26 protein-coding genes are annotated in these 25,650 nt (G+C 47.6%); 25 read left to right on the forward strand and 1 reads right to left on the reverse strand.

What is annotated here, in order from left to right; translation table 11 throughout:
- Positions 1-210: 210 nt before the first annotated feature.
- From BLD48_RS15195 to rsmI, 9 genes are read left to right on the forward strand one after another with little or no spacing between them, the layout of a single operon-like run.
- A complete protein-coding gene (locus tag BLD48_RS15195; RefSeq protein WP_071500953.1) occupies positions 211-1,620 on the forward strand; it encodes an aminotransferase class I/II-fold pyridoxal phosphate-dependent enzyme in 1,410 nt (469 codons plus the stop codon).
- Positions 1,617-2,255 (forward strand): dTMP kinase, encoded by a 639-nt coding sequence (gene tmk, locus BLD48_RS15200; protein WP_071500924.1) that lies wholly within the window; start codon positions 1,617-1,619, stop codon positions 2,253-2,255. The genes BLD48_RS15195 and tmk overlap by 4 nt, the downstream gene beginning before the upstream one ends.
- A complete protein-coding gene (locus tag BLD48_RS15205; RefSeq protein WP_014969082.1) occupies positions 2,252-2,581 on the forward strand; it encodes a cyclic-di-AMP receptor in 330 nt (109 codons plus the stop codon). The genes tmk and BLD48_RS15205 overlap by 4 nt, the downstream gene beginning before the upstream one ends.
- Complete coding sequence (locus BLD48_RS15210; RefSeq protein WP_071500925.1) at positions 2,581-3,573, forward strand: DNA polymerase III subunit delta'; 993 nt, start codon at positions 2,581-2,583, stop codon at positions 3,571-3,573. The genes BLD48_RS15205 and BLD48_RS15210 overlap by 1 nt, the downstream gene beginning before the upstream one ends.
- A 6-nt stretch (positions 3,574-3,579) precedes the next feature.
- Positions 3,580-4,410: a PSP1 domain-containing protein gene (locus BLD48_RS15215; RefSeq protein WP_071500926.1), complete on the forward strand. Its 831-nt coding sequence runs from the start codon at positions 3,580-3,582 to the stop codon at positions 4,408-4,410.
- Complete coding sequence (gene yabA, locus BLD48_RS15220; protein WP_071500927.1) at positions 4,407-4,769, forward strand: DNA replication initiation control protein YabA; 363 nt, start codon at positions 4,407-4,409, stop codon at positions 4,767-4,769. The genes BLD48_RS15215 and yabA overlap by 4 nt, the downstream gene beginning before the upstream one ends.
- A gap of 49 nt (positions 4,770-4,818) precedes the next feature.
- Entirely contained in the window at positions 4,819-5,556 is a 738-nt protein-coding gene (locus tag BLD48_RS15225; RefSeq protein ID WP_071500928.1) for a tRNA1(Val) (adenine(37)-N6)-methyltransferase, read from the forward strand.
- Positions 5,549-5,821 (forward strand): GIY-YIG nuclease family protein, encoded by a 273-nt coding sequence (locus tag BLD48_RS15230; RefSeq protein WP_071500929.1) that lies wholly within the window; start codon positions 5,549-5,551, stop codon positions 5,819-5,821. The genes BLD48_RS15225 and BLD48_RS15230 overlap by 8 nt, the downstream gene beginning before the upstream one ends.
- Entirely contained in the window at positions 5,805-6,659 is an 855-nt protein-coding gene (gene rsmI, locus BLD48_RS15235) for a 16S rRNA (cytidine(1402)-2'-O)-methyltransferase (protein WP_071500930.1), read from the forward strand. Before BLD48_RS15230 ends, rsmI begins: the two co-directional genes overlap by 17 nt.
- 38 nt (positions 6,660-6,697) lie before the next feature.
- Here the strand turns inward: rsmI and BLD48_RS15240 are convergent, their stop codons facing one another.
- Positions 6,698-6,994, reverse strand: coding sequence for a transition state genes transcriptional regulator AbrB (locus tag BLD48_RS15240; RefSeq protein ID WP_014969089.1), 297 nt, complete (start codon positions 6,992-6,994; stop codon positions 6,698-6,700).
- 340 nt (positions 6,995-7,334) lie between these two features.
- Between BLD48_RS15240 and metG the strand changes: the two genes are divergently transcribed.
- The 16 genes from metG to BLD48_RS15320 all read left to right on the forward strand — a co-directional run bounded on the left by metG (position 7,335) and on the right by BLD48_RS15320 (position 25,598).
- The gene (gene metG, locus BLD48_RS15245; RefSeq protein ID WP_071500931.1) at positions 7,335-9,290 is read left to right on the forward strand and encodes a methionine--tRNA ligase; all 1,956 of its coding nucleotides are present in this window, start codon (positions 7,335-7,337) and stop codon (positions 9,288-9,290) included.
- Between the two features lie 59 nt (positions 9,291-9,349).
- On the forward strand, positions 9,350-10,117 hold the full coding sequence (locus tag BLD48_RS15250; RefSeq protein ID WP_026830504.1) for a TatD family hydrolase: 768 nt from the start codon (positions 9,350-9,352) through the stop codon (positions 10,115-10,117).
- Positions 10,114-11,406: a 3D domain-containing protein gene (locus tag BLD48_RS16630; RefSeq protein ID WP_071500932.1), complete on the forward strand. Its 1,293-nt coding sequence runs from the start codon at positions 10,114-10,116 to the stop codon at positions 11,404-11,406. Before BLD48_RS15250 ends, BLD48_RS16630 begins: the two co-directional genes overlap by 4 nt.
- 66 nt (positions 11,407-11,472) lie before the next feature.
- Entirely contained in the window at positions 11,473-12,033 is a 561-nt protein-coding gene (rnmV, locus tag BLD48_RS15260; protein ID WP_201723167.1) for a ribonuclease M5, read from the forward strand.
- Positions 12,030-12,908, forward strand: coding sequence for a 16S rRNA (adenine(1518)-N(6)/adenine(1519)-N(6))-dimethyltransferase RsmA (gene rsmA, locus BLD48_RS15265; protein WP_014969094.1), 879 nt, complete (start codon positions 12,030-12,032; stop codon positions 12,906-12,908). The genes rnmV and rsmA overlap by 4 nt, the downstream gene beginning before the upstream one ends.
- An 84-nt stretch (positions 12,909-12,992) precedes the next feature.
- Complete coding sequence (locus BLD48_RS15270; protein WP_012368950.1) at positions 12,993-13,232, forward strand: Veg family protein; 240 nt, start codon at positions 12,993-12,995, stop codon at positions 13,230-13,232.
- Positions 13,233-13,328: 96 nt separating this feature from the next.
- Complete coding sequence (gene ispE, locus BLD48_RS15275) at positions 13,329-14,189, forward strand: 4-(cytidine 5'-diphospho)-2-C-methyl-D-erythritol kinase (RefSeq protein ID WP_071500933.1); 861 nt, start codon at positions 13,329-13,331, stop codon at positions 14,187-14,189.
- 69 nt (positions 14,190-14,258) lie between these two features.
- On the forward strand, positions 14,259-15,098 hold the full coding sequence (gene purR, locus BLD48_RS15280) for a pur operon repressor (protein WP_071500934.1): 840 nt from the start codon (positions 14,259-14,261) through the stop codon (positions 15,096-15,098).
- 161 nt (positions 15,099-15,259) lie between these two features.
- On the forward strand, positions 15,260-15,571 hold the full coding sequence (spoVG, locus tag BLD48_RS15285; protein ID WP_071500935.1) for a septation regulator SpoVG: 312 nt from the start codon (positions 15,260-15,262) through the stop codon (positions 15,569-15,571).
- Positions 15,572-15,738: 167 nt separating this feature from the next.
- A complete protein-coding gene (gene glmU / locus BLD48_RS15290; protein WP_071500936.1) occupies positions 15,739-17,088 on the forward strand; it encodes a bifunctional UDP-N-acetylglucosamine diphosphorylase/glucosamine-1-phosphate N-acetyltransferase GlmU in 1,350 nt (449 codons plus the stop codon).
- 64 nt (positions 17,089-17,152) lie between these two features.
- A complete protein-coding gene (locus BLD48_RS15295; protein ID WP_014969100.1) occupies positions 17,153-18,109 on the forward strand; it encodes a ribose-phosphate diphosphokinase in 957 nt (318 codons plus the stop codon).
- A 118-nt stretch (positions 18,110-18,227) separates the two neighbouring features.
- Complete coding sequence (gene pth / locus BLD48_RS15300) at positions 18,228-18,785, forward strand: aminoacyl-tRNA hydrolase (protein WP_071500937.1); 558 nt, start codon at positions 18,228-18,230, stop codon at positions 18,783-18,785.
- A gap of 54 nt (positions 18,786-18,839) precedes the next feature.
- The gene (gene mfd, locus BLD48_RS15305) at positions 18,840-22,355 is read left to right on the forward strand and encodes a transcription-repair coupling factor (RefSeq protein ID WP_071500938.1); all 3,516 of its coding nucleotides are present in this window, start codon (positions 18,840-18,842) and stop codon (positions 22,353-22,355) included.
- Positions 22,352-23,902: a polysaccharide biosynthesis protein gene (locus BLD48_RS15310; protein WP_071500939.1), complete on the forward strand. Its 1,551-nt coding sequence runs from the start codon at positions 22,352-22,354 to the stop codon at positions 23,900-23,902. The genes mfd and BLD48_RS15310 overlap by 4 nt, the downstream gene beginning before the upstream one ends.
- Positions 23,899-25,329 carry a bifunctional methyltransferase/pyrophosphohydrolase YabN gene (gene yabN / locus BLD48_RS15315; RefSeq protein WP_071500940.1) on the forward strand — a complete coding sequence of 477 codons (1,431 nt, stop codon included), beginning with the start codon at positions 23,899-23,901 and terminating at the stop codon, positions 25,327-25,329. Before BLD48_RS15310 ends, yabN begins: the two co-directional genes overlap by 4 nt.
- Entirely contained in the window at positions 25,326-25,598 is a 273-nt protein-coding gene (locus BLD48_RS15320; RefSeq protein WP_014969105.1) for an RNA-binding S4 domain-containing protein, read from the forward strand. Before yabN ends, BLD48_RS15320 begins: the two co-directional genes overlap by 4 nt.
- Positions 25,599-25,650 lie beyond the last annotated feature (52 nt).

Consider the following 25,650-nt stretch of genomic DNA (forward strand, 5'->3'; position numbering starts at 1 on the left):
CAATCATTTTTTGTTTTGTGTACTTGTGACAAGTCCGTCACACACGGTCCCATGCCGAACACGGAAGTTATGCGATTATAGTCAAGGAGGCGTCGGCATGCGAGGATAGGACGTTGGCACGTGGGCATGGACATGAAAGGACGATGCATACTGCAGGTCGGTCTTTTTGTAGTTTAAATCAGGAAGGACTGTACGTATATGAAAGGTCGGATGCCGATTGTTGAAGCACTGTATGCTCATGTAAAAAGAAAAGCTACTTCTTGGCATGTTCCTGGTCATAAGAACGGAACATTATTAAAAGACTTACCTTCTTTTTTTGAATGGGATAAAACAGAGTTGAGTGGTTTAGATGATTTTCATCATCCCGAAGAAGCCATTTATGAGGCAAAACTTTTGTTGCGTCAAATCTATGACGCCTCTGACACCCATTTTCTAGTGAATGGATCGACTGTCGGAAATTGGGGGATGTTAGCGGCTGTTGCGAGTCGTGGCGATCGGATATATGTTCAACGTAATTCACATAAATCTGTTTTTAATGCATTAGAATGGTTAGGTTTGTCACCTGTTTTAATGGAGCCGGAATACCATCACACAACAGGAATAAGCGGTAATGTTTCACGTGAAACATTGGAAGAAGCACTAAAGCTTTATCCGGGGGGGACAGCGGTCTTTTTGACGTCGCCTACCTATTATGGAGAGACCGCACAAATCAAAGAACTGGTTCAATTGACGAGATCGTACAACTTACCCTTACTCATTGACGAAGCACATGGGGCTCATTTTGGCGAAGCGTTTGGTATTCCTTCGGCATTTGAGTTAGGAGCAACAGCCGTCGTGCAGTCGGCACATAAAACGCTACCGGCGTTAACAATGGCTGCTTGGATCCATGAACGTTTCACGAATAACGAGCGAAGAAAATTAAAGCACGCGCTCCAGGCTTTTCAAACATCAAGCCCGTCCTATCTGCTGATGGCTTCGCTCGATTTTGCCCGTGATCACCGACAACAGTGGACAGGTCAACAGATGGCAGAAGTTCGTTTTAGTCATGAATTGTTTCATCAACAAGTCAATCAACTGGATGGTCTAAAGGCGTTTACCTTTGAAGACTGGTCACGAATGATTTTATCCCACTCCAATCATTCCGGGAAAGAATTACTAGATGCTTTGGAGAAGCAGGGACTTGATACCGAATTTGCACTTGGCGATCATGTTGTTTGTATTCTGCCATTGCGAATCTTGCCAAAATTGGAACGCGAGGCCTGGATCACGCAAATTAAAACAGCACTCGATACGATGAAAACAAAAGGAATTCCAGATAAAAGGTATATCGGACAACCCATTATGGGTAAAATAAAAGTATCGTCACTGGCATGCCCACTCGATCAGTTGGAATGTTTTGAAGGAGTCGACCAATCTTTTGAAGAAGCAGTGGGTGCGATAGCACTGGAAACTATCATTCCTTACCCGCCGGGGGTTCCGTTAATCCTACGTGGAGAACGGGTGACGTTGGAACATATTACTCTGATTGAACAGTATATAGCCGCATCGATTCATCTACAAGGTGGAGAACTTCTACATGAAGGCAAATTGCGTGTGATAGAGGAAGGAATTATGGAATGACAGGAACATTCATTACTGTCGAAGGTCCGGATGGTGCCGGAAAAACGACGCAATTACAATTACTTGCAGAACGGTTGACAGCTGAAGGGTACGATATCGTGATGACACGTGAACCAGGTGGGACACGAATTGGAAATGAGATTCGCTCCTTGATTTTAAATCCTGCATTCAGTGAAATGGATGAGATGACGGAGATCTTATTATATGCTGCCTCACGGGCACAGCACGTCAATGAATTGATTCGTCCAGCCTTGGCGGCAGGGAAAATCGTTTTATGTGATCGCTTCATCGATGCTTCGATTGCCTATCAAGGGTATGGGCTTGGTTATTCCATCGAACAAGTTCGGACCATCAATCATCAAGCCACAAATGGATTAGAACCCGATCGGACCTATCTGTTTGACTTGACGGTCACAGATTCCAAGCAACGGATGATGGAACGAGGAGCACTCGATCGAATCGAACAACGGGACGATTTGTTCCGCCAACGGGTATATGAAGGTTTCATGGTATTAGCAGAGCAGGATCCGGAACGGATTCAGCTAGTCAATGCCAACCAATCAATCGAAGTCTTACAAAACAACTTATGTCAGGATCTACTGACTTATCTAGAGAAAAGGGAGAGATTATCATGAAAATGGTCATTACGATTGTTCAAGATAAAGATAGCTTACGTCTAGCAGAAGCACTGGTTGAAAATGATTTTCGAGCGACAAAACTTGCGACGACCGGCGGCTTCCTAAAAGAAGGAAATACGACATTCATGATTGGTGTCCAGAGCGAACGTCTAGATGACTTGATGCGGTTAATCAAAAAAAACTGCTCGAGCCGCGAACAGATGGTTTCACCGATCTCACCGATGGGTGGTCATGCCGATTCATATATTCCGTATCCGGTTGAAGTTCAAGTTGGCGGGGCAACTGTCTTTGTCTTACCGATTGAAGGGTTTCATCAATTCTAATGCAGACATTCCATGAACTAGAACAAACACAATCCGTCATCGCGACGATTTTACAAAATTCGCTACGTGCGAATCGGATTAATCATGCTTATATCTTTACGGGAGACTATGAGCCGCTTCTTTTGGAGGCGGCTCAGTTGTTCGCCAAAAGTCTGTTCTGTGAACGTCGCGATCAAATCGAACCGTGTCAAACGTGTCGGAGTTGCCGCCGAATGGATAGTGGGAATCTCGTCGATTATTATCAAATCGAGCCAGACGGAGCGACCATCAAAAAAGAACAGATTCAGCAACTGATGCATGACCTCTCATTACGGGGGCTTGAGGGAGATCGACAAATCTATGTTGTGACACAAGCTCATAAGATGACGCCGCAAGCAGCGAACAGCTTATTGAAGTTTTTTGAAGAGCCGGGTGCAGGGAAAGTGGCAATTTTAATTACGAATCAACCACAGCTCCTGTTACCAACGATTCGTTCGCGGGGACAATTACTGAGTTTTCGTCCCGCAGATCGTTTGTTGATTGGTCAAGTCTTGTCTGAAAAAACGGGACGGGACAGCGAGTTAACGCAACTCGCAGCACGTGTTTATCCGAAAATAGAAGATGCAGAGCAGGCATTAATCGAAGACTGGTTTGTAAATGCGCGAGGGACAGTGGTACAATTGATGGAGGAATTAGCGAATCGTCCGACCGATTTACCTTTGTTTGTCCAGGAAAAATGGATCAGTCAATTCAAGAACCGGCAAGATGCCCGGATTGGTCTAGAACTTGTGACGTGTTTTTTTGAAGATGTTCTACATCTTAAACTCAATCCGTCATGGGAAATGATCACCTATGCGAACAGCCGACCATTACTGGAACAGATGGGTGGGAAAAGTCAGACGACGATCACACGGTGGCTACAAGCAGTACTGGCAGCCGTTAAACGGATCGAAGCAAATGTTAATCCTCAATTAACAGTTGAGCGTCTCATGTTTGACTTACAGAAAGGGTAGAGCGATATGCTAAAAGTAGTAGGCGTTCGCTTTAAAGAAGCGGGCAAAATTTATTATTTTGCACCTGGACAAGAGTCATTATCACGAGGACAGGCAGTCATCGTTGAGACGGTACGGGGCATTGAATATGGTGAAGTTGTCATTGCCGATAAACAAATGGACGAAGATGATGTGGTCTTGCCACTGAAAGCTATCCTTCGCATCGCGGATGATAAAGATGCGATGATTGTCCGTGAAAATAAAATGGCGGCGTTTGATGCGCACGCTGTCTGTGTCGAAAAAATTCGTGAACACAAACTCGATATGAAACTTGTCGATGTCGAATATACATTTGATCGAAATAAAGTCATCTTTTATTTCACAGCGGAAGGTCGTGTCGATTTCCGTGAACTCGTCAAAGATTTAGCGGCTGTTTTCCGGACACGCATTGAATTACGTCAGATTGGTGTACGCGATGAAGCGAAACTACTTGGCGGAATCGGTCCCTGTGGTCGTGTGCTGTGTTGTTCTTCATTTTTAGGAGAGTTTGAGCCGGTCTCAATCAAGATGGCGAAAGATCAGAACCTATCCTTGAATCCAACAAAAATTTCTGGTGTCTGCGGTCGTTTGATGTGTTGCTTAAAATACGAAAACGATACGTATGAAGAAATGCGACGGGATCTTCCGGATTACGGAAAACGTCTGACCGTTCCTGAAGGGGAAGGACGGGTCGTTGGTCTGAACATCCTCGATCAAATCGTTCAAATTGAACTAAAAGACCGTTCCCGGGTCCTCACATACTCGATGGAAGAATTACTGTCCGTCGGTGCCGTAAAACAAAAACGACCAAAAGAATGACGGGGTGCATACGCGTGGAGAGAGTCGATAAAAAAGAAATCATTACGCGTGTCGATGCGATCGAGCAACAGATTCACTTGCTGACGGAGCATCTGAGCGTGTTAAAAGATCAGCTTGCTTATATGATGGAGGAGAATCAACACCTTTATCTTGAGAATCACCACCTCCGCGAGAAGGTAGAGCGTGACGAACAACAACCGATTACAGAAGCAGCAGAGGCTGAAGCGGGCATCGGTGCGGGGTATGATAATTTAGGACGACTGTATCAAGAAGGATTCCATATTTGTAACCTGCATTATGGTCAAGTCCGTAAAGACGGAGACTGTCTGTTCTGCTTGTCCATGTTAACGAAACATTGAGAGGCTGACTTCCTAGGAGTCAGTCTTTTTTTCAGAAAGGAAGAACGAGATGATTGAATTATTACCGGATGAACGACTGGATCATCTGCTTGGAAAAGAAGGACGGATCATCCAAAGTCCAACCGTTTTTTCCTATTCCCTCGATGCGGCGTTACTCGCCCAATTCGTCTGGGTTCCAATCAAACAAGGTCAGTTAGTCGATTTATGTGCCGGCAATGGTGCCATTCCCTTGTTTTTGTCGTACCGGACGCAAGGTACGGTCACAGGGCTTGAAATTCAACCCCGTCTTGCTGCGATGGCGCGACGGAGTATTCAGTTGAATGACAAACAAGGTCAGCTGAAGATGGTGGAAGGGGACGTCAAGGAAGCAGGAAAACTGCTCGGATATGGTCTTTATGACGTCGTCACCTGTAATCCGCCATATTTTTTAGCGCACGAATCGTCTAATCGAAACATGAGTGAACATTATACGATTGCGCGTCATGAAGTACTCTGCACGCTCGAAGATTGTATTCGATCAGCGGCAGATTTACTCAAACAAGGGGGCAAGACGGCTTTTGTCCACCGACCGGAACGTTTGCTCGATCTCGTCACCTTGATGCGCGAGTACCGGATTGAACCAAAACGGATGCAATTGATTTATCCGAAACAAGGTAAGGAGGCCAACATGTTATTGATTGAAGGGATCAAGGATGCTAAACCAGGTCTAAAGGTGTTGCCTCCGTTCATCGTCTATGAACAAGATGATACGTACACGCTGCAGATGCGGAAGCATCTCGATGTCTAATCATACGGTCTATATCGTCCGTTGCCATGATGGTACGCTGTATACAGGATATACTGTCGATGTTACGAAACGACTTGCAACGCATAACACGGGACAAGGAGCAAAATACACCCGAGCACGGCTCCCTGTTGTTTTGATCTATACAGAAACGTGTGCTACGAAGTCGGAAGCCTTGAAACGAGAATATGCGATCAAACAATTAACGCGGACGAAAAAGGAACAATTGATTCAAGAAGGGAGGTCGTCTCATGAAAGCGACCAGTAGTTTTAAAGGACAGACGAATGGTCTGTATATCGTTCCGACACCGATCGGAAATTTAGAGGACATGACGTACCGGGCCGTTCGTATTTTACAAGAAGCGGATCTCGTCGCGGCAGAAGATACACGTCAGACGATGAAATTGTTTAATCATTTTAAGATTGATACGAAACTCGTCAGCTACCATGAACACAATAAACAAGTCAGTGGCGCTCGTCTGTTGACGGATTTACAGTCGGGTAAACAAGTTGCACTGGTCTCGGATGCCGGAATGCCAGGAATTTCTGATCCAGGGAGTGATTTGATCCGGGCTACGATCGAAGCGGATATCCCGGTCGTCGTCTTACCGGGTGCAAATGCAGCCTTGACCGCGCTCGTCGCATCCGGTCTTGCGACAGAACGTTTTCTGTATTATGGTTTTTTACCACGAAAGAAAAAAGAGCGCCGCGAGGCCCTAGAAACAGTTCGCTATGAAAGTGGAACGCTAATCTTCTACGAAGCACCTCATCGCTTAAAAGAGATGTTAGGGGCGTTACGGGATGTATTAGGGGATCGTCAACTGACGTTAGCCCGCGAATTGACGAAACGGTATGAAGAATACATTCGTGGTTCGGTCACGGAAGCGCTTGACTGGGCTGAAGAAGACGTACGTGGTGAATTCGTCGTCATCGTCGAAGGATCGATGGAAGAACGTCCAAGCGACATCGAGCAAGAAGCGGATCCGTTGCAACAAATCGAACGATACATCGAACAAGGTGAAAAGCCGAATGCTGCCCTGAAACGAGTTGCCAAGGAGCGGGGACTCGATCGTCAGGAATTGTATCTACGTTATCATGAATCCTAAAAAAAGAAGCGACTCCGCTTGGAATCGCTTCTTTTTACTTATTCGTTTCCTGCGTAATGACGATCGAGGAAATCTTTTAACTCAACGAGGACACGCTGTGCGCCATCTGGAGAGAGAATCAATTTACCGTCTGCCAATTTGAAGTTATCATCTGATACTTCACCTGTTACTTGGCAAGTCATGTTTGGTTTGTATTTTTTAAGAATGATCTGCTCGTTGTCGACATAAATCTCAAGAGCATCCTTCTCTGCGATTTGAAGTGTCCGACGAAGTTCGATTGGAATAACTACCCGGCCGAGCTCGTCTACTTTACGTACAATACCTGTTGATTTCATTTTGTTGTTCCTCCTCTGATGTCTAGGTTCTCTTTATTTTTGGAAAATCGTCAAAATTCGACATCACTTCTATAGAATGTAGAATACTAAACTTTCCAAAAGTAGTCAACCAATCTGAATAGCTTGAAATCAAAATGTCATTTATTTCTCAAAAAAACCATATCTGAAACGATTTATTAATAGAATTTCCCTTTTTAAAGGAAATCAAACTATTGAGTGTGTTTTTTTGTAATTCGATGTCTGATGTCAAAAAATGTTTGGATTCGACAAAAAACGAGTTTCGACATGGGCGCTAGAACAGCGTATAATAATGGAATGAAATACAGAACGGAGGAATATCATGGCAAAAACATTTTATATCACAACACCGATTTATTATCCTAGCGCAAAGCTACATATCGGTCATGCCTACACGACGGTCGCGGGAGATGCGATGGCTCGCTACAAACGGCTTCAAGGTTTTGATGTTCGTTACTTGACGGGTACGGACGAGCACGGACAAAAAATTCAAGAAAAAGCTAAAGAAGCCGGTGTATCCGAGCAAGAGTTCGTTGACGGTGTCGTCGAACAAATCAAAGTGTTATGGGATCGGCTCGATATCTCATATGACGACTACATCCGGACGACAGAATCCCGCCATAAAGAAGTCGTCGAACGAGTATTTGAGACCCTACTTGAAAAAGGGGACATTTATCTTGGTGAATACGAAGGCTGGTATTCTGTTCCGGATGAAACGTATTATACGGAATCGCAGTTAGTGGATGGAAAAAGTCCGGACAGTGGTCACCCGGTTGAACTCGTTCGCGAAGAATGTTATTTCTTCCGGATCAGCCAATACGCGGATCGCCTAGTCGAGTACTATGAAGCGAACCCTTCGTTCATTTTACCAGAATCCCGAAAACATGAGATGATCAATAACTTCATTAAACCCGGTCTGCAAGACCTCGCCGTCTCGCGGACGACATTTGATTGGGGTGTCAAAGTCCCATCGAACCCGAAACATGTCGTTTACGTTTGGGTTGACGCATTGACGAACTATATCTCGTCACTCGGTTACGGAACGGATGACCAAGGCAACTTCGACAAGTACTGGCCAGCCGACGTTCATCTGGTCGGGAAGGAAATCGTTCGTTTCCATACAATCGTTTGGCCGGCCCTGCTGATGGCACTCGACCTGCCGCTTCCGAAACAAGTTTTCGCACACGGCTGGTTGCTGATGAAGGACGGGAAGATGTCGAAATCCAAAGGGAACGTCGTTGATCCGATTCCGATGATCGACCGGTACGGACTCGATGCGCTACGGTATTATTTGTTACGTGAAGTTCCATTCGGATCAGATGGTATGTTCACACCGGAAGCATTTGTCGAGCGAATGAATTTTGATCTCGCAAACGATTTAGGGAACTTACTGAACCGGACGATCGCGATGATCACAAAATATTTCGACGGCGTCATTCCGACGTATGCCGGAAACGTCACACCATTTGATGAGACATTGTCGACGCTAGCACAAGAAACGGTCGAGAAGGTCGAAGGATCGATGGAACACATGGAATTTTCAGTCGCCTTGTCGCATATCTGGCAACTGATCAGCCGGGCGAACAAGTACATCGATGAGACACAACCATGGGTACTCGCGAAAGATGAAACGAAAACAGCGGAACTCGCCTCATCGATGGTCCATTTAGTAGGGGCATTACGTCATGTTGCGATCATGCTCCAACCGTTCATGACACGGTCACCAAAAGAAATGTTCCGTCAGCTTGGTCTTGAAGGACAACCGATGGACTGGACGGCACTTGATCAGTTCGCTGCAATCAACGAAGGAACAAAAGTCGGCGTCGCTCAACCAATCTTCCCGCGTCGTGACATGAAAGAGGAAGTCGAAGCCATCGTTGAAATGATGAAACAGGCGTCTGCTGCTCGTGTCGAAGAAGAGACAGTCGAAGAAGAAGTCGATGCTGACGTTCGACCAGAAACGACGATCGATGTGTTTGATCAGATTGAACTACGGGTCGGTGAGGTCGTGACGGCTGAAAAAATCAAAAAGGCCAAAAAATTGCTGAAGCTAACCGTCGATATGGGCAAAGAAACACGTCAAATCGTATCGGGGATTGCCGAATGGTATGAGCCGGAAGAGTTAATCGGTCGGAAAGTCATCATTGTTGCCAACTTAAAACCGGTTACGTTACGGGGCGAATTGTCACAAGGTATGGTGCTTGCTGCTGAAAAATCAGGTAAGCTTGAACTAGCCACGGTACCGTCGACGATGGCGAACGGGGCAAGTGTAAAATAATTCAGATGCCTGTGGACTTGATGTCACAGGCATTTTTTTGAAAAAAGGAGTCGAACTTTATGTTGATTGATACACACACACATTTGAATTCTGATCAGTTTGATGGAGATGTTGATGAAACGATTGAGCGGGCACGCGCCAATGGCGTTTCACCGATGATCGTCGTTGGATTTGACCACAAGACGATCGACCGGGCGATGGAGCTCGTCGAACACTATGATGATCTCTACGCAGTCATCGGATGGCATCCTGTGGATTCGATTGATTTTGATGACGCCGCTTATCAGAAAGTCGAGCGTTTGATGGATCACCCGAAAGTCGTCGCACTCGGAGAAATCGGTCTCGACTATCACTGGGATACGTCACCGAAAGACGTTCAAGAAGAAGCGTTCCGGAAACAGATTCGTTTGGCGAAACAAAAAAATAAACCGATTGTCATTCATAATCGTGAGGCGACGGAGGATACACTTCGGATTTTGGAAGAAGAAGACGCCAAAGAAGTGGGAGGCATTCTTCACAGTTATAGTATGAGTGCAGAATTACTCCCCCGTTGTTTAGCGATGAACTTCTACATCTCGTTAGGAGGACCGGTGACATTTAAAAATGCGAAGACCCCAAAACGTGTGGCGCAGGAAGTGCCACTTGATCGTTTGTTGGTCGAGACGGACTGTCCTTACCTGACACCAACACCGTATCGGGGAAAACGTAACGAACCGGCGTATGTCCGATTCGTGGCGGAAGAGATCGCGCAGCTGCGTGGTATGATGTATGCCGATATCGAACAAGCGACCACTGAAAACGCGAAACGCGTCTTCCGGCTTCCATGATTCGATCGATAGCGTATATGACGATCGGCTGTACACTGCTCCTGATTGCAAGTGTCCTGTATCTAGCGATGGACCATCCGCGTGACATCACGATCATGGTGGATGGTCGGGAAACGAAGATCGAGACGCTCGAGACGTCGGTCTATGGTGTCTTGAAGGAAGCCGGCATTTCAGTTCGGGCACAAGATGAAATCGAACCGGCACTCAGCGCGGATCTTCCGGACGATGAATTGATTGTCATTCGTCCCGCAAAAGAAATCACGTTGATCATGGGATATGGAGAAGCACAAACCATCCGGACACAAGCACGCCGAGTCGATGATCTATTAAAAGAGCGTGGGATCGAGCAGATGGAGACGGATGACATCTATCCGTCGAAGGATGCCGTCTTGACGACGGGAATGACGGTCCGATACCGCGAGGCGTTCCCGCTTGAATTGATCGTAGAAGGAAATGCTCGTTCACTGTATACGTATCAGACGACGGTACGTGAGCTCCTCGCGATGCAAGGGATCAAACTTCAACCGGAAGACAACGTCTCTCCGGGTCTTGATACGGTCGTCGCAAAAGATATGCTCGTCACGGTCAATACGACACGACGCGCCGTTCTGACGGAAGAACAATTATTACCGTTTGAAGTCGAGACGATTGAAGACGAGACGTTACCGGCGGGGGAGCAATTAGTGACAAAAGCGGGGCGACCCGGCATCCGGACACAAAAGTATCAGTTGACGCTCGCTGACGGACTGAGTAAAGAAAAGAAATTGATCACAAACGAAATCACGAGCCAACCGGTCAAGCAAGTCGTCAAAGTCGGAACGAAGCCGGTCGAACCCGTCGAGGCAGTCGAAACGACACCGGCCCCGGTCTTTGATACAGAAAAAGCAACGGTACCTTTAGCGGAAACACCTAAAGCAGCCACGGATTTAGACTTTAAAAAAGCAAAAACCTTGATGGTCGAGGCGACCGCTTATACGAACGATCCTGCTTCGAACGGGAGTCGGCTGTATGATGGACGGGCCTTGACGGCGACAGGGTATGACGTGACGGATACGATCACCTATCAAGGATTACCGATCATTGCCGTTGATCCAAAAGTCATTCCGCTCGGAACAAAAGTGTATGTCGAGGGGGTAGGTCTTGCGATTGCCCTCGATACTGGTGGTGCCATCAAAGGGAATAAAATCGATGTCCTCGTTGATGGAGAGACGACCGCTAAACAGTTTGGTCGCAAGACGATCCAAGTCTGGGTCATTCCTAACGAGGCGACAGCGGAAGCGGGCAATTGACGCTTCCTTGTTTTTTTCATCAAAACAGGTACAATTACGGAAGTGTTTGAAGAAGGTGGAGAAGACATGATGCGGAAACGCTTAAAAGAAGTCATCGTCGTCGAAGGACGCGATGATACGACACGGTTACAAGAAGTATTCGATGTCGATACAATCGAAACAAACGGGTCTGCCGTCAACGAGCAAACGTTACAACGGATCGCGAAAGCGCTTGAACGTCGTGGTGTGATCGTCTTTACGGATCCTGATTTTCCAGGAGACCGGATTCGGGCGCGGATCAACGAGCGGGTGCCGGGCTGTAAGCAAGCCTACCTGCCACGGGCCGATGCGAAAGACAAACGTGGGAAAATCGGAGTCGAGCACGCTTCGCCGAGAGCGCTTGAACGAGCACTTGAAGCCGTTTACGAAACAGAAGAACATCATATCGCGGAAGTGACGCGTGAGATGATTCTTGCAGCCGATTTAATTGGTGGACCGGCCGCCTCAAAACGTCGGAAACGACTTGGACAGGTGCTTTCGATCGGGGAGCCAAACGCCAAACAATTGGTCAAACGGGTGGCATCGATCCGGATTACGAAACAAGAATGGGAAGACGCGTTGAAACAGATAGAGGAGGAACAAGATTGAAAGACATCGCTACATTGCACCGGACAAAGGAAATCCTGGCGAAACACGGATTTTCATTCAAAAAGTCCTTAGGGCAAAACTTTTTAATTGATTTAAACGTACTCGGGAACATCGTCGGCGCCGCCAACTTAACACCTGACAGTGGAGTGCTTGAGATTGGTCCTGGTATCGGTTCGTTGACGGAGCAGTCAGCGAAACAGGCGAAAAAGGTCGTCGCACTCGAAATTGATCAACGGTTATTGCCGATCCTCGAAGATTCGCTCGCCCCGTATCCTCATGTCAAAGTCATTCATGGGGATGCCCTCGAACTGGATCTTGAGACAATCGTCGATCAAGAGTTCACACAACAAGGCATTACCGATCTCGCCGTTGTCGCCAATCTTCCATATTATGTGACGACTCCGATCATCATGCGCATTCTTGAAGCGCGGACTCCGTTCCGGACGCTCATCATGATGATTCAAAAAGAGGTGGCTGAACGGATTGGCGCGAAACCTGGGACAAAAGCCTACGGCTCGTTATCGATTGCGATTCAGTACTATGCGGAGGCAGAAGTCTGCTTCACCGTTCCGAAACATGTGTTCATACCGGCACCAAACGTCGATTCGGCCGTCATTCGCCTGAACATCCGAAAAGAACCTGCTGTCAAGACGCTTGATGAGAAGTTGTTCTTTGAAGTGACACGTGCGAGTTTCGCGCAGCGCCGGAAAACGATTTTAAATAACTTATCGAGTCATTTCGGAAAAGCGGAAAAAGAAGCAGTCGAAGCAGCGTTACATGAAGCGGGGATCGATCCACGCCGCCGTGGTGAGACACTGAGCCTGCAGGAATTCGCACAGCTGGCCGACGCACTTTTGCCGATTAAAAAACGTTGACGGTAGACAAAAGAACGGATATAATATTTGCCCTTTCTAATATTTAATTCATATGCTATAATAAATATTAGTGAGGTGAAGCGTATGCCAAAGACGTTGAACGAAATCAGACATGTTTTTGAAACACATGTTGGTGAAAGACTGACGCTAAAAGCAAGCGGCGGTCGTAAAAAGGTCGTAACCCGAATCGGAACGCTCGTTGAGACGTATCCATCGGTGTTTGTAGTCAAGCTAGACGCAGAGCGCCACAATGTCGAGCGGGTTTCTTATAGCTATGCCGACGTGTTAACAGACTCCGTACAAATCGAATTTGCGAATTCGTAAACTTACCTTCCGAAGCGGACAGAAATGTTCGCTTCTTTTTTTGTGCAAAGGTTGATACAATTCGTACAGGATACGTACTAGAGGAGGAACGGCACGATGACGATTATTGTAAAAGCTCCAGCAAAAATCAATTTAGTATTGGATGCGACGGCGAAACGTCCGGACGGTTATCATGATGTACATATGGTGATGACGACAGTTGATTTGGCAGACCGATTGGAATTGACGGAATTACCTTCTGGTGAAATTCGGATGAATGCGCAACATGCGTATGTACCGAACGATGAACGGAATTTAGCGTATAAGGCGGCGGCAGTTTTAAAGGAACGGTTTAACATCCAGAGTGGAGTTGAAATCTATCTCGAAAAACATATTCCGGTCGCAGCCGGATTAGCGGGCGGCTCCAGTGATGCGGCCGCGACATTACGTGGCCTGAATGAATTGTGGAAACTGGATTTGACGCTTGAACAACTGGCAGAAATCGGAGCGGAAGTCGGATCGGATGTTCCGTTTTGTGTGATGGGCGGGACGGCGATCGCGACAGGACGTGGTGAGAAACTCGAAAAACTGGTGTCTCCTCCCCCATGCTGGGTCGTCCTCGCGAAACCGACAATCGGTGTCTCGACAGCCGATGTTTACGGCGCGCTTGATTTAAAGACGGCGGAGCGTCCGGATGTCGAGGCAATGATTCAGGCAGTCAAAAATCAAGATTTCACGGCGATTTGTGATGCTCTGGGCAATGTACTCGAATCCGTTACCTTACCGATGCATCCGGAAGTCGAACAGATCAAAGCGTTCATGACGAGTTGCGGGGCGGAAGGTGTCTTGATGAGCGGAAGTGGGCCGACTGTCTTCGCTTTGACGGAGCATGAGAATCGGGCGCAACGGCTCTATAATGGATTACGAGGTTTTTGCAACGAAGTCTACGTCGTTCGTCTTTTAGGGGAAAACCATTGATAGTTTCCGTATGAAAATGATATATTCACTAGTGAATATTCGGAATTACGGAGAGGTGGAACGATTTAGATGAAAATTCGGAGAAGCGGTCGGCTCGTAGACATGACACGTTACCTGCTGGACCATCCGCATCATCTGGTCTCATTGACGATATTCGCGGAACGTTACAAATCTGCGAAATCTTCGATCAGTGAAGATTTAGATATTGTCAGTGAAATGTTAGAGCATGAAGGCACAGGGCGACTCGTGACGGTCCCGGGAGCTGCCGGAGGGGTCATGTTCATTCCGACGTGGAGTAGCGCAAAGGCGTTACCGTTCATCGATGAGTTATGTGAACGGGTGGCACGCCCAGACCGTTTGCTGCCGGGCGGATACTTATATCTGACGGACTTGCTTGGGGACCCGCGGATGGTCAAACAGATGGGACAAGTGTTTGCTTCCGTCTTCAGCCAGAAAAAAGTCGACGTCGTCATGACGATTGCGACAAAAGGAATCCCGCTTGCGTATGCGGTTGCGGAACAGTTAGGTGTACCGTTCGTGATCGTCCGCTCGGATAGCCGGGTGACGGAAGGTTCGACCGTCAGCATCAATTATGTGTCCGGCTCGTCAAAAGCGATTCGGACGATGGCACTTGCGCGGCGGAGTCTTCCCCGTGGTGCCAATGTCTTACTGATTGATGACTTCATGAAAGCCGGCGGAACGATTCGAGGCATGATGAGCCTGCTCAGTGAGTTTGAAGCGAACGTAGCCGGAGTCGGTGTACTGATTGAAGCGGAAGGTGCCGAGAAAAAGATGGTCAATGAGTATGTCAGTCTGATGAAGCTTGCCGACGTTGATGTGGATCTTGGACAAATTCAAGTGAAGCGTGGGAACGTCGACCAGTATTTCACAGATGATGACAATACCTGAATTTGACACACAATTTTTTTGTAACTATACTGTAATTATCAAACTTTTGGAAATTATGCGTAAAATGATTGGCAAAAGCTAAACCTTTGAATGTTTTAAGCCGTAAGTAGAAGTAGACAACGAAGAGTTGTGACAACGGTTATAAAAGGGGTGCGGACAAAATGAATGTCACCGACGTCAAGATTCGTCGCGTCGTAGCTGAGGGCCGAATGAAAGCACTTGCCTCGATTACGCTCGACCACGAATTCGTGGTACATGATTTACGCGTGATCGAAGGGAACAGCGGTCTTTTCGTCGCGATGCCAAGTAAACGAACACAGGAGGGCATCTTTCGTGATGTCGCCCATCCAATCAATGCATTAATGCGAAAAAAGGTCGAAGATTCAGTATTAGAAGCATATGCAGTGCGCGAGGATCAGGACGAGACGTCAGAACGTGAACTGACGGCACTCGAAGTAACCGATCATTCGTAATTCAACGGACAGGTCCCTAGCGATGGGAGAACCTGTCTTTTTTTGCGTGTTTTCATGATTTCTGGTCCGCCCTGTGATTGATTCGTCGCGCCATTTTCGTTATAGTGGGAACGAGTGGACTATTTCAGAACGAAATCATCACTAATTTATATGGAGGAGCGACAAGGATGAATCATTTCGCGGTAATTCTAGCAGCGGGTAAAGGCACTCGGATGAAATCAAAGCTTTATAAAGTACTTCACCCAGTAGCTGGGAAACCTATGGTACAACATGTCGTTGATCAATTGACGACACTCGGTGTCACACGTCAAGTCGTCATCGTCGGTCATGGTGCAGAGGCTGTCAAAGAAGTGCTCGGCACATCGGTGGAATATGCACTTCAAAGTGAGCAGCTTGGCACGGGTCATGCTGTTCAGATGGCGGAACCTGTACTGGGACACGAAACGGGTTCGACTCTCGTCGTGTGTGGGGATACCCCACTCCTAACAAGTGCGACGTTAGAATCGTTGTTGCAACATCATGCCGAAACAGGCGCGAAAGTGACTGTTTTGACGGCACATGCCGATGATGCGACGGGCTACGGACGAATCGTCCGTGGTGAAGACGGAAACGTCTCGAAAATCGTCGAACACAAAGATGCAAATGCAGAAGAACTGCTCATCAGAGAAATCAACACCGGCACGTATGTGTTTGATAATGAAATGCTGTTCGCAGCACTAAAACAAGTCAAAAACGATAACGTCCAAGGTGAATTCTATTTACCAGACGTCATCGAAATTGCGAAAGCAGACGGCGAAACGATTGCTGCCTACGCAGCATCGACATTCGAAGAGACGATCGGCGTCAATGATCGGGTAGCGCTTGCGCAAGCAGAAACATCGATGCGGAAACGGACAAACGAACATTGGATGCGTCAAGGTGTCACGTTCGTTGACCCTGCTTCAACGTACATCGGACCAGATGTCGTCATCGGTTCTGATACCGTCTTGTACCCAGGGACACAATTGCTTGGTAAAACAACAGTTGGCTCAGAATGCATCATCGGACCGAACTCAGATATTCGCGATAGTACGATTGCAGATCACGCGGTTGTCCGTCAATCGGTTGTCACGGATAGTCAAATTGGACCAGCAGCACAAGTCGGTCCGTTTGCTCACTTACGCCAACAAGCGATCCTCGGTGCAAATACCCGTGTCGGCAACTTCGTTGAAGTGAAAAAATCAACGTTCGGAGAAGGCAGCAAGTCTGCCCACTTAAGTTACGTCGGCGACGCGACGATCGGCAAAAACGTCAACTTAGGATGTGGTTCGATCACGGTCAACTATGATGGAACAAATAAGTTTGAAACGGTCATCGGAGACGACGCCTTCATCGGCTGTAACGTCAATTTGATCGCCCCGGTCACGGTCGGTAAAAATGCGCTTGTCGCAGCAGGATCGACCGTCACGGATGATGTTCCTGACAATGGTCTCGCGATCGCACGGGAGCGTCAAACGACCAAACTGGATTACCGTTAATTTTATTCGTTCATTACCTGTCGCTCTACTCGTCTAAACCCAAACAAATGGAGGCCACCTAACCATGTCTACTGTCTTAGAACATGAAATTCGTATTTTCGCACTTAACTCGAACAAACCACTGGCAGAGGAAATCGCTAAAGTCATCGGGATTCCGGTCAGTGAAAGTTCAGTCAAACATTTCAGTGACGGCGAAATTTCAATGAACATCGAAGAAAGCGTCCGCGGAGATGATATCTACATCATCCAATCGACAAGCCAACCGGTTAACGAAAACTTGATGGAACTCCTCATCATGATCGATGCGTTAAAACGAGCTTCTGCTCGGACGATCAACGTCGTCATTCCGTATTACGGGTATGCGCGTCAAGACCGTAAAGCACGTTCGCGTGAGCCGATCACAGCGAAACTCGTCGCGAACCTGCTTGAAGTCGCCGGTGCGACACGCGTCGTGACAATGGATCTCCATGCTGCTCAAATCCAAGGTTTCTTCGATATTCCAGTAGATCAATTAATGGGTGTTCCCTTGCTTGCTTCTTACTTCGAGAAGAAGAACATCGACCCGAACGAACTTGTCATCGTTTCTCCAGACCATGGCGGTGTGACACGGGCTCGTAAATTAGCAGAACAATTAAAAGCACCGATCGCGATCATCGACAAGCGCCGTCCGAAACCAAACGTCGCGGAAGTCATGAACATCGTTGGCCAAGTCGACGGGAAAATCGCGATCATCATCGATGACATCATCGATACAGCCGGTACAATCACGCTTGCTGCCAATGCGTTGATTGAAAACGGAGCAAAACAAGTCTATGCCTGCTGCACACACCCGGTTCTGTCAGGTCCAGCGATGGAGCGGATCGAAAACTCGGCAATCGAAGAGCTTGTTGTCTTAAACACAATCGATTTGACGAAACGTGAATGCGCAAGCAAAATTAAACAAATTTCAGTCGCGCGATTGCTTGCAGAAGCCATCATTCGCGTCCATGAACAAAAATCAATCAGCCCGCTCTTTAGCTGATTTTAAACAGATATGCACGCCAAGGTCCGGTTTTTAGAAATCGGACCCTTGTGCGTTGATGTTTTTTCATCATCCAGGCGAGAAGCGATTCTGTCTGTGAACTTAAGGAGGTGACGGTATGAAATGTATCGTCGGTTTAGGAAATCCAGGTGCTAAATATGCCAATACCCGCCATAACATCGGATTTTTGGCGATTGATGCCTTGGCAAAAGAACATGATATAAAATTAACGGAGTCGAAGTTTAAAGCAGTCTTCGGAACGGGAATGATTAAAGGGGAACGGGTCCTTCTTGTCAAACCATTGACATATATGAACTTATCCGGTGAAGCCGTGCGACCGTTGCTCGATTTTTATAAAATTGCTGTCGAGGACGTACTGGTCATCTATGATGACCTGGATCTTCCGCTCGAGAAGATGCGTCTGCGTTCTAAAGGAAGTGCTGGTGGTCATAACGGGGTCAAGTCATTGATTCAACATTTAGGGACACAAGACATCAAACGCCTGAAGTTAGGGGTTGGGCGTCCGCCGGCACCGATCCAAGTCATTGACTGGGTCTTGATGCCATTTGCAAAATCAGAACAGGTGACGTTGCAACATGTGTTGGCTGATTCTGTAAACATCGCAACGGATTTCATCGATACGCCATTTTTAGCGTTGATGAATCGTTATAACTGAACAAAACGCTTTGGATGTCCAAAGCGTTTTTGCTGTCGTTCTAGGAGGGAAACCATGAAACAACTACAAAATCTGTTACTCGGCATTCCGGAGATTAAAACCGTCCGGGAACGGTTCCGTGATGGGGTCAACGCACAGTTGATCACGGGATTGATGAATAGCGGGAAAGCCTTGTTCATCGCGGGAATTTATCAGGAAACGAAAAAACGATTCGTCATCGTGACCCATAATATGTTCCAAGCTCAAAAATTGTATGATGACTTGATTGAACTGGTGCCGGAACAAGATGTGATGTTGTATCCGGTCGATGAGACGCTCGCTGCAGAATTGTCATACGGGGCAAGCCCGGAACTTCGGGCGATACGAATCGAGACACGGCACCGTCTACTGACCACGAACGACGGGATCTTAATCATTCCGCTCGTCGGACTAAGACGGTATGTCCCGACCGCAGCTGATTTTTTAGGGCAGACGCACCGGATTAAACCGGGAGATGTCTTGTCGATTCCGGATTTCATTCAAGAACTGGTGGATGCCGGGTACGAACGGACAGCTACGGTTACGACACCAGGTGAATTTGCCGTCCGCGGAAGTATCATCGATTTGTATCCGTTGACAGTGGAGCGTCCGTACCGGCTTGATTTATTTGATGAAGAAGTCGATTCCATCTATACGTTTGATGCCGAAACACAACGTTCGCTTGGTGTCGTGGCGGAAGCACTGGTCCCACCGGCAACGGAACATTTTGCGACGAATGACGGATTGCGTGCGGCGGGTGAACAGTTGCGTGGTCTGTATGAAGCGACGAAGCAACGTGTGCAGAGCACGGAAGTGTTGGTTGCCTTGGAAGAAGGAATCGCTTACGATGTCGAATTGCTCGAAAGCGGGGAACGTCCGAAACAACTTCCTAAATATGCGCCGTTACTGTACAAAACCACCTTGCTTGACGATATCCAGGATGCTGTTTTGATCGTCGATGAGGTCGCCCGGATCGAAGAAGCGGCCGAAGTCCAGGATACAGAAGAAGCGGAGTGGATGGCTTCATTGATCGAACGGGGACAAAGCATCAGTGACTACACGTTATCGGTCCCGATGATGAAAGTCTTCCAGCAACGTCAACTGTTGTATTTATCGTTACTCCCGACACGACGCAGTGGTGTGCCGGAGAGTGCCGCCATTCACTTCAGCATCAAACCAATTGCTCCGTTCCACGGACAGATGGAACGCTTGAAGCAAGAAGTCGATCGGTACGGCCGGGCTGACATGTGGATGGTCTTTTTAGCGAGTAACCGCGAACGGGCGGAGCGGATGCGGCAAACGTTATCCGATTATGGAGTCGAAGCCTCGTTGCATACGACGGAAGACGACATCAGACGAGGACATCCATCGATCTTAATTGGGGGTATTCACGGCGGCTTCGAGATGACGAATGCCCGTCTTGTCGTCATCACGGAAGAAGAAGTCTTTAAACAACCGGCACGGCGACGGAAACAAACGACTAAGCTGACGAATGCCGAACGGATCAAAAGTTACCAAGAATTGAAGACGGGCGACTATGTCGTCCATATTCACCATGGGATTGGCCGTTATCACGGGATCAAGACGATTGATGTCGCAGGCAATCACCAGGATTACCTCCATCTGATTTATGCCGGTGAAGACTCGTTGTACGTACCAGTCGATCAAATTGACTTGATCCAAAAGTATGTCGGCGCGGAAGGCAAAGAACCAAAGATCTATAAACTTGGTGGTATGGAGTGGAAGAAAGTCAAAGCGAAAGTCCAAAAATCGGTCGAAGATATCGCGGATGAGCTGATTAAACTCTATGCGGCACGTGAAGCGGCGGTTGGATTTGCATTTCCGGAAGACGATGATAGTACACAAGCCTTTGAAGCCTCATTCCCGTATGAGGAAACCGTCGATCAGTTACGTTCGATTGAAGAAATCAAAAAAGACATGGAACGTCCGCGCCCGATGGATCGTCTGTTATGTGGTGATGTTGGTTATGGGAAAACGGAAGTCGCGATTCGAGCTGCCTTTAAAGCCGTCATGGCAGGCAAACAAGTGGCGTTGCTTGTTCCGACGACTGTTCTTGCGCAGCAACACTATGAAACGATGCTTGAGCGATTCAGCGACTGGCCGATCAACGTGTCCGTCATGAGTCGGTTCCGTTCAGCAGCAGAATTAAAAGCAACGAAAAAAGGGTTGAAGGAAGGGACGGTAGATGTCGTCGTCGGGACACATCGTGTCTTATCGAAAGATGTCCAGTTTGCGGATGTCGGGTTACTCATCATTGATGAAGAACAGCGGTTTGGCGTCAAGCATAAAGAACGTTTAAAACAGTTGAAAACGAACGTCGACGTCCTGACATTGACGGCCACACCGATTCCACGGACGTTGCATATGTCGATGATCGGAATTCGTGATTTGTCGGTACTCGAGACACCACCAGAAAATCGTTACCCGGTTCAGACCTATGTCATGGAGTATGACGGAATCGTCATGCGAGAAGCGTTAGAACGTGAACTTGGACGTGGAGGACAAGCCTTTTTCCTGTATAACCGGGTCGAAGGAATCGAGCGGAAAGCAGAAGAAATCCGTGCCCTTGTGCCGGAAGCGCGTGTCGTGACGGCTCACGGTCGCATGACGGAAAGTGAACTTGAAAGCCAATTGATCGCCTTTTTCGAAGGGGACGCCGATGTGTTGGTCAGTACGACGATCATCGAAACCGGGATCGATATTCCGAATGTCAACACATTGATCGTCAACGATGCCGATCAGATGGGTCTGTCCCAACTGTATCAATTGCGAGGCCGGGTCGGACGTTCGAGCCGGGTCGCTTATTCGTACTTCACGTATCGTCCGCAAAAACGATTAACGGAAGTTGCGGAAAGCCGCCTGCAGGCCATCAAGGAGTTTACGGAGCTCGGTAGCGGCTTTAAGATCGCGATGCGTGATTTATCGATTCGCGGGGCCGGAAACTTACTCGGGTCCCAACAGTCAGGCTTCATCGACTCGGTTGGATTTGATCTCTATTCCCAGATGTTGTCGGAAGCGGTCGAAGAACGAAAAGAACGGATGAAAGGGAAACGAAAAGTTCAGAAATTCGTCCCTGACTTTACGTTCAGCCTCGATGCGTACATCCCAAGTCATTATATGGCGGACTCAGAACTCAAAATCGAGTTTTATAAACGGTTGAAGTACGTCGATACACCAGGAAGTCTCGAAGCACTGGAATCCGAGATGTTAGAACGCTTCGGAGAATTCCCAAGCGAAGTCGCTCGGTTGATCCAGTTGACGCGGATGCGGATTTTCGCTGAACGGGCTCGCATCGAACGCGTCAAACAGACGGATCCGAAAATCGAGATCGTCTTGTCCGAACAGACGACGCAGACGCTTGACGTTGCGGATTTCGTCAAATGGACCATCCCGATTGGCCGTGGTCTTGGTATGGGACAAGAAGACGGGAAATTGATTTTGACGCTCAATCGTGGCAAACAAACGCTCCAACAGACAACAGAGCAGGCGGAACGATTACTCGCTGAGATTGATCGTCGGATCATGCAATGAATCAACGGATGACGATTGCTCAGGGGGCAGCACTCCTGGCCATCTCGAGTTATGTTTCTAAATTATTGAGTTTTTTTTACCGGATTCCTTATCAGAACATGGCAGGAGATTTCGGATTATATGTGTATCAAACTGTCTATCCGGTGTTCGCGATTGCGGCAGCACTTGGCATTTATGCATTGCCCGTCGTCGTCGCCAAGCTGACGTTACATCACCCGGAAGAGAAACGGGAAGTATTGTGGTCCATCTTTTTTGTTTTGTTAGCGATGTCTTTTATACTCGGTACACTCGGTTGGTGGGTCGCTCCGGAAGTGGCGTTATTATTCGGGGATGCCCAGCTTGTCCAACCACTCCGGGCAGTGACACTTACGTTTTATCTGCTGCCGGTCATCGCTGTCTTACGAGGGATGTTCCAAGCGGATCTCGAGATGCGTCCGACGGCTTTTTCGCAAATCACGGAAAATGCCGTTCGTGTCTGCCTGTTACTACTCGTGACCTATTACGGCGTTCAAATGGGCGCCAATCCATATCAAGTCGGAGCAGCGGCGCACATGACGGCCCTTGGTGGAAGTATTGCATCATTGATTTTATTGGTCCGTTTCGCTAAAGGACGGATCGGTCGTCCCGTCGTCTCGAAACGACATATTCGACGTGTCGGACGTGTTTTATTGACAAGTGGTCTAGCTGTTAGTATTGCATCACTCGCATTGTTGTTGATGCAATTGATTGATGGACTGACCTTCGTCAACTTACTGGGAGATTCGCTTGAAACGAAAGTCGAAAAAGGGATTTTTGATCGCGGATATCCATTACTCCAGTTTGCCATCTTGTTTGCGACATCGATCAGTCTCGCCAGTGTCCCGACATTATTAATGGAATACCGGAAACGAAATGATGCAGCGACGAAACAGCACCTCGAGACGTTGTTACGGTCGGGTTTGTTGATTGCGGCAGCGGCAACGGTCGGTCTAGTCGGAGTCATGCGACCGCTGAACATCGCCTTGTATCAGGATGATAACGGAACGGTGGCACTCAGTTGGTTGGCTGCGACAGCATTCACGGCCTCCTTGTCCATGATTATCGTCTCCTGTCTCCAATCGGTGGATGCGGAAAAATATGCGTTCGTCGGAGTCGTCGTCGGTTTATCGGTTAAGCTAGGACTCAATATCACTTTAATTCCGGCATATGGCATGTTAGGCGCTGGAATGGCGACATTTGGTGGATTTGCCGTCATGGCGGCAGCCCAATTGGTGTTGCTCAATCGTAAGTTTGGCCGAGTGACAGCTGGACGTTCCTTTTATGTCCGGTTATCGAAAGCGGTTGTCCCGATGGCCGTGTTCTTGTACACGATAGAGCAACTGTTCCGTTTATCCGGCTGGGAAAGCCGGTTCGGAGCGCTGCTGGAAGTCGGTATACTTGTACTTGGGGGAGCCGGTGTTTTCTGTGTCTTTGCGTTACGGACTGGTGTCTTATCGGAACGGGAATGGGCGTTGTTGCCATTTGGAGAAAAACTATATCGTATTCATCAACGTAGGGGGATCATATGACACATCAGATTACAGTCGTCGGCCTAGGAGTCGGTGAACTGGAACAATTACCGTATGGAATCTATAAGTTATTAAAAGAGACGAAGCAACCAGTCTATTTACGAACGGCAGATCATCCTGTCGTTTCAGAACTGATGGCAGAGGGAATGGAATTTACATCGTTTGATTTCATTTATGAAAAGCATGACCAATTCGAGGGTGTGTACCGTGAGATTGTGGCAACGTTGCTCAATCAAGCTGTGACGGAACCAATCATCTATGCCGTTCCGGGGCATCCACTCGTCGCCGAAAGTACGGTACAACAATTACTCGTGCAGACAGAAAACATCAACATCGTTGGTGGTCAAAGTTTTCTCGACCCGATGTTTGCCGCGGTCGGTGTGGATCCGATTGAAGGATTTCAGTTATTGGATGCGACTGCGTTTGAGATTGACGAAGCACAAATTCGACAGCATCTATTGATCGGGCAAGTGTATGATCATTTGGTCGCGGGAGATTTAAAAGTCATGCTGATGGAACGTTATCCCGATGAACATGACGTGACACTTGTGACAGCAGCGGGGACGAGTCAGCAACAGGTCACGACGGTTCCGCTTTATGAACTCGATCATGTCACGACATTAAGTAATCTGACGACGGTCTATGTCCCGCCCGTCACGGATCAAACGATCTTGAACCGTGATTTTACGACGTTAAAACAAATCATCGCAAGATTGCGTGGAGAAGGTGGCTGTCCTTGGGATCAAGAACAGACACACGAGTCGTTAAAAAAACATTTAATCGAAGAATCTTACGAATTACTGGAAGCAATTGACCTTCAGGACGATAACTTAATGATTGAAGAATTAGGCGATGTCCTCCTTCAAGTCATGCTTCATGCCCAAATCGGTCTAGATGAAGGCTATTTTGATGTGCGGGACGTCATCGGTAGCGTCAGCGACAAGATGATTCGCCGTCATCCTCATGTATTTGGAGACGTGACAGTCGACTCGACAGCAGACGTCGTCACTAACTGGCAGGACATCAAAGCGCAGGAAAAACCAGAACGGACCCATTTGTTAGATGGTGTCACAAAAGGGGCTCCCGCTTTAATGCGTGCAGAACAGATTCAAAAAAAGGTCGCGAAGGTCGGATTCGAATGGGATACCGTTGCCGGAGCGCTCGATAAAGTTCGGGAAGAAATCCAAGAATTGCAGGAGGCTCCGGCAGCAGAACGTTTAGGGGAGTTTGGTGATATCCTCTTTTCATTAACGCTTGTCGGGAAGTACATGGAGTTATCTGCTGAAGAAGCGTTGCAACAGACGAATGATAAGTTCATCCGCCGTTTCAGACGAATGGAACAATTAGCAGATCGTCCGTTGACGGAACTTTCGTTATCGGAACAAGACGCCTTATGGAATCAATCAAAGCAGGAGGAACAGTCATGAGACTTGATAAATTTTTAAAAGTATCCCGTTTGATTAAACGCCGTACACTTGCGAAAGAGGTCGCGGATCAAGGTCGTATTACAATCAACGGTCTTGTCGCTAAAGCGAGCAGTACAGTGTCAGTTGGAGACGAAATGACAATCCGGTTTGGAAATAAGATCGTTACCGTGCAAATTGATAGCATTAAAGAACATGCCAAAAAAGAAGAAGCGTCAGATATGTATCAAATCATTCGTGAAGAAAAAGTGAATTCCGAAGAATCGATGTAATTTGGTTGAAAAAGGAAGTATACTAGAGAGTGTCAGAGATGACCACTCGGAT

Origin of the sequence: Exiguobacterium sp. KRL4, from assembly GCF_001870785.1 — a bacterium.
Taxonomy (GTDB): domain Bacteria; phylum Bacillota; class Bacilli; order Exiguobacteriales; family Exiguobacteriaceae; genus Exiguobacterium_A.

Excerpts from the sequence above, each read along its gene's own strand:
- BLD48_RS15195 (WP_071500953.1), top strand. The coding sequence starts at position 211 with ATGCCGATTGTTGAAGCACTGTATGCTCATGTAAAAAGAAAAGCTACT.
- tmk (WP_071500924.1), top strand. The coding sequence starts at position 1,617 with ATGACAGGAACATTCATTACTGTCGAAGGTCCGGATGGTGCCGGAAAA.
- BLD48_RS15205 (WP_014969082.1), top strand. The coding sequence starts at position 2,252 with ATGAAAATGGTCATTACGATTGTTCAAGATAAAGATAGCTTACGTCTA.
- BLD48_RS15210 (WP_071500925.1), top strand. The coding sequence starts at position 2,581 with ATGCAGACATTCCATGAACTAGAACAAACACAATCCGTCATCGCGACG.
- BLD48_RS15215 (WP_071500926.1), top strand. The coding sequence starts at position 3,580 with ATGCTAAAAGTAGTAGGCGTTCGCTTTAAAGAAGCGGGCAAAATTTAT.
- yabA (WP_071500927.1), top strand. The coding sequence starts at position 4,407 with ATGACGGGGTGCATACGCGTGGAGAGAGTCGATAAAAAAGAAATCATT.
- BLD48_RS15225 (WP_071500928.1), top strand. The coding sequence starts at position 4,819 with ATGATTGAATTATTACCGGATGAACGACTGGATCATCTGCTTGGAAAA.
- BLD48_RS15230 (WP_071500929.1), top strand. The coding sequence starts at position 5,549 with ATGTCTAATCATACGGTCTATATCGTCCGTTGCCATGATGGTACGCTG.
- rsmI (WP_071500930.1), top strand. The coding sequence starts at position 5,805 with ATGAAAGCGACCAGTAGTTTTAAAGGACAGACGAATGGTCTGTATATC.
- BLD48_RS15240 (WP_014969089.1), bottom strand. The coding sequence starts at position 6,994 with ATGAAATCAACAGGTATTGTACGTAAAGTAGACGAGCTCGGCCGGGTA.
- metG (WP_071500931.1), top strand. The coding sequence starts at position 7,335 with ATGGCAAAAACATTTTATATCACAACACCGATTTATTATCCTAGCGCA.
- BLD48_RS15250 (WP_026830504.1), top strand. The coding sequence starts at position 9,350 with ATGTTGATTGATACACACACACATTTGAATTCTGATCAGTTTGATGGA.
- BLD48_RS16630 (WP_071500932.1), top strand. The coding sequence starts at position 10,114 with ATGATTCGATCGATAGCGTATATGACGATCGGCTGTACACTGCTCCTG.
- rnmV (WP_201723167.1), top strand. The coding sequence starts at position 11,473 with ATGATGCGGAAACGCTTAAAAGAAGTCATCGTCGTCGAAGGACGCGAT.
- BLD48_RS15270 (WP_012368950.1), top strand. The coding sequence starts at position 12,993 with ATGCCAAAGACGTTGAACGAAATCAGACATGTTTTTGAAACACATGTT.
- ispE (WP_071500933.1), top strand. The coding sequence starts at position 13,329 with ATGACGATTATTGTAAAAGCTCCAGCAAAAATCAATTTAGTATTGGAT.
- purR (WP_071500934.1), top strand. The coding sequence starts at position 14,259 with ATGAAAATTCGGAGAAGCGGTCGGCTCGTAGACATGACACGTTACCTG.
- spoVG (WP_071500935.1), top strand. The coding sequence starts at position 15,260 with ATGAATGTCACCGACGTCAAGATTCGTCGCGTCGTAGCTGAGGGCCGA.
- glmU (WP_071500936.1), top strand. The coding sequence starts at position 15,739 with ATGAATCATTTCGCGGTAATTCTAGCAGCGGGTAAAGGCACTCGGATG.
- BLD48_RS15295 (WP_014969100.1), top strand. The coding sequence starts at position 17,153 with ATGTCTACTGTCTTAGAACATGAAATTCGTATTTTCGCACTTAACTCG.
- pth (WP_071500937.1), top strand. The coding sequence starts at position 18,228 with ATGAAATGTATCGTCGGTTTAGGAAATCCAGGTGCTAAATATGCCAAT.
- mfd (WP_071500938.1), top strand. The coding sequence starts at position 18,840 with ATGAAACAACTACAAAATCTGTTACTCGGCATTCCGGAGATTAAAACC.
- BLD48_RS15310 (WP_071500939.1), top strand. The coding sequence starts at position 22,352 with ATGAATCAACGGATGACGATTGCTCAGGGGGCAGCACTCCTGGCCATC.
- yabN (WP_071500940.1), top strand. The coding sequence starts at position 23,899 with ATGACACATCAGATTACAGTCGTCGGCCTAGGAGTCGGTGAACTGGAA.
- BLD48_RS15320 (WP_014969105.1), top strand. The coding sequence starts at position 25,326 with ATGAGACTTGATAAATTTTTAAAAGTATCCCGTTTGATTAAACGCCGT.